Origin of the sequence: Okeania sp. SIO2B9, from assembly GCF_010672505.1 — a bacterium.
GTDB classification, from domain to species: Bacteria; Cyanobacteriota; Cyanobacteriia; order Cyanobacteriales; family Microcoleaceae; genus Okeania; species Okeania hirsuta.
Genome location: NZ_JAAHGK010000968.1, coordinates 1 through 3,002, shown reverse-complemented (window position 1 = coordinate 3,002; position 3,002 = coordinate 1). Strand labels below are relative to the sequence as shown.

2 protein-coding genes and 1 pseudogene are annotated in these 3,002 nt (G+C 34.8%); 1 reads left to right on the top strand and 2 read right to left on the bottom strand.

The genetic code is table 11. The features are described 5' to 3' along the window. Positions 1-312: 312 nt before the first annotated feature. Complete coding sequence (locus F6K13_RS26120) at positions 313-804, top strand: ureidoglycolate lyase (RefSeq protein WP_124147350.1); 492 nt, start codon at positions 313-315, stop codon at positions 802-804. Positions 805-1,100: 296 nt separating this feature from the next. Here the strand turns inward: F6K13_RS26120 and tnpA are convergent. Both tnpA and F6K13_RS26110 read right to left on the bottom strand, forming a co-directional pair. Beyond that, positions 1,101-1,513 (bottom strand): annotated as a pseudogene (tnpA, locus tag F6K13_RS26115) (IS200/IS605 family transposase). A gap of 212 nt (positions 1,514-1,725) precedes the next feature. Next, positions 1,726-2,577 (bottom strand): lysophospholipid acyltransferase family protein, encoded by an 852-nt coding sequence (locus F6K13_RS26110; protein WP_124147351.1) that lies wholly within the window; start codon positions 2,575-2,577, stop codon positions 1,726-1,728. Positions 2,578-3,002: the final 425 nt, after the last annotated feature.

Sequence of the window (3,002 nt, the reverse complement as noted above, 5' to 3'; positions counted from 1 at the left end):
AAAAAAACTTTCTCCTTCTTCTCCTGTTGTTCTTCTTTATTACCTCTTTCCTCCTGACTCCTGACTCCTGACTCCTGAGGACTCCGTAGTTATTTATTTATCACTGTTTAACCGGACATGATATAAGTAATTATCCGAACATGATTAAACCCGCCATAGAAAAGATACAGTAGATTCGGTCGTATAAGAAGTACAAATATTAATAATTAAATGTTCCCAGTGTGGGCATCTTGCCCCCTATGTGTGTATCTCACGCCTGGTCAAATCTACTGTAAAAAAAACTTGTATAGCTAAATTTTATAAGAATCAAAAATGAGTAAATCAATAGTAGTTAAACAACTGTTTGCCCAAGAAATTACACCAGAGAATTTTCGACCTTTTGGACAAGTAATTTGGGCAACAGGAGATGATAAACAATATAACCAAGACGATGCTCAATTAAATTTAGAAAATGGTACGCCACGATTCTATATTATGCGGTTATTTGGAAAAGACCGAAAATTTACTAAAATTACTCGTCATATAAAATGTACTCAATGTTTGGGTTCCCTAGAAGCTAAGGAATGGTTAATGGCAGTTGCTCCACCTTGTGTAGAGAATGCACCAAAATTAGAAGATGTAGTTGCTTTTAAAATTCCCGGGAATTGTTTTATTAAATTAGAGGTGGGAACCTGGCACGCGGGACCATATTCAGATTATGAATTTGTAGATTTTTACAACTTAGAATTGAGTGATACAAATGAGGTAGATCATTTTACTCATAACTTTGCTAAAAGTCATAATTTAGAGTTGGAAATTATTTAAGATTATTCTCCTTTTATGAAACCCTTGTAGGGATATTTCATGGAGTGTTCCTAAATTCTCTTGCACAAGATATTTAAATAGGTTTATTTCGTGGACTATCTACAAGTTGTCGGCGACAGTATTGGGTATAATAATATAAACTATTGTCAATATTTACTCATAAGAAGAATTAAATAATATGAATCAATGTCCGATATGTCATACGAAATATACAGAAGAAAAAGTTAATTATTGCTCCACTTGTAATTGGGATTTTACTCCATATCCAATTAGATTCGGCAATTCCCGACAGCAAATTAAATAGGTGTCGATTGATGTTCAACATATTCCTTTAATTGCTCAATAGTTACACCTGGTGCAGCTAGCAACAAAATCAGAACCCTTCCACAGTACAGGTTTCTTGTAAAACCTGGCTAGGTAATCAGCAAAGTCTCTCCTGATCAACCTACTAGAAACAGTTTTGAGATTTGCTATAAATTTGCTCAATTGAACTTTTGGGTTAAATGTGATTAATAAGTGTACATGGTCAACTTCACCATTAAACTCTACTAACTCACATTCCCACTTTTGACAGGTTTGATCAAATATTTTGTTCAATTGCTGTAGTATCTCAGAAGTAATTACTTTTTTTCGGTAGAAGAGTGACAAATACAATATGAGCAGTAAGAGAGTAAACAGACCTAAAACCTTTATTATAGTTACTTGACATGATATAGCAGTAAATGTAAAATCAAAATATGATAATTACTTATTGCTATAAAATCAAGCCCACTTCAGTTCAATTATCTCTGTTTTAGAAGCTCCCGTTATAATCTCCGATTTAACGGGAGAGAACTTCACTAACTTTTCCCAGTTAAAACCAGAGTCTTTTGTTCAGAAAGAGAAGGCTAAAATTTCTTGGGCAATGAAATCAATACTAAATTATGAAGTTGATAACACTAATTGGTCTAATTCTTGTTGCATTCTAGTTATAACTCGCTCATAACAAGCATCAACATAATCGCGATCGCTAGCTGCCTCACGTCCATAACGCTCAAACACAATGGGAGGACAAACCCGAGTATTAATTTTTACTGGCAAAGGGAAATTAGGTAAAGGCCCAATAGCTAATCCCCAGGGTAATCCAATATAGATAGGAAACACTTCTGGATCGAGACTAAATAACCAAGGCAAACCCCATTCATGGAGCTGTTTCACTTGTTCATAAACATCTGCCAGCACTATTAAAGTATCGTGGGCACCATTAGAAATCATTGGCACAATAGGTACCTCTTCACGCAAAGCCAACTTAATAAAGCCTTTACGTCCAGCAAAATAGATTTTATCTCGCATAGAATGAGGACGGAAAACATCTGGGCCACCACCAGGATAAACAGCCACAGAGGCATTTCTTTGGAAAGCAGCGATCGCCATTTTCGGATGCGCTCTAACTGCTCCACATTGTACTGCTAAGGGAGTAGTAGGAAAAACAGACCAGGCATTCTGGTGCATAAGTCCATAAACCAAACGCTCTGTACCAAATCTTTTAAACCAGTCATACATACACATATGCATATCTGGAGCGGGTAAACCACCATTATGAGAGCCAACGATCAGTATTTTTTCATCTCTAGGAATATGATGCCACCCATCGGTTTGAACTCGAAAATAATAACGATAAAACCATTCCCATAATGGCATCAAAGATTTAATTACTTCTGGATCGCGGTCATCTAAAGACCAACCGTCATAAGGTTGACGAGAGTTTTGCTTATTGACAGTAAACACTGGCATCTATGAATATGAATTTGTTATTTTACTCGTAATTCTCATAATTATATCTTAGAATTAGAGAGCATCTATAAAAAAAATGTTAAGGCAAGGGAATTAAGAACAAAAAGGTGAGAATTATAAATATGTAGTTGAGACTATGTAGGCTTTTATATTTGTATCTAAACAAATAAAATTCTTTTGTACGGAGGCTCTATGAAACCTCCCTATTGGTTTGATAATATTCCTCGATCAATTGGTATTATACCAATTCCTAAAAATAATGCTTTTTTTATTGAAAACTTCAGTTATATGCTATTATCCCTGCAATTTAAAGATAGTATCTAAACCGGATTTAGTATAACTCCAGTTGATCAAAGGTTGATAATTTTTCTGATATCCAGTGTTATCTCTTTTCATAAATAAGCCATTTTACAGGATTTAGTTGA

Excerpts from the sequence above, each read along its gene's own strand:
- F6K13_RS26120 (WP_124147350.1), top strand. The coding sequence starts at position 313 with ATGAGTAAATCAATAGTAGTTAAACAACTGTTTGCCCAAGAAATTACA.
- F6K13_RS26110 (WP_124147351.1), bottom strand. The coding sequence starts at position 2,577 with ATGCCAGTGTTTACTGTCAATAAGCAAAACTCTCGTCAACCTTATGAC.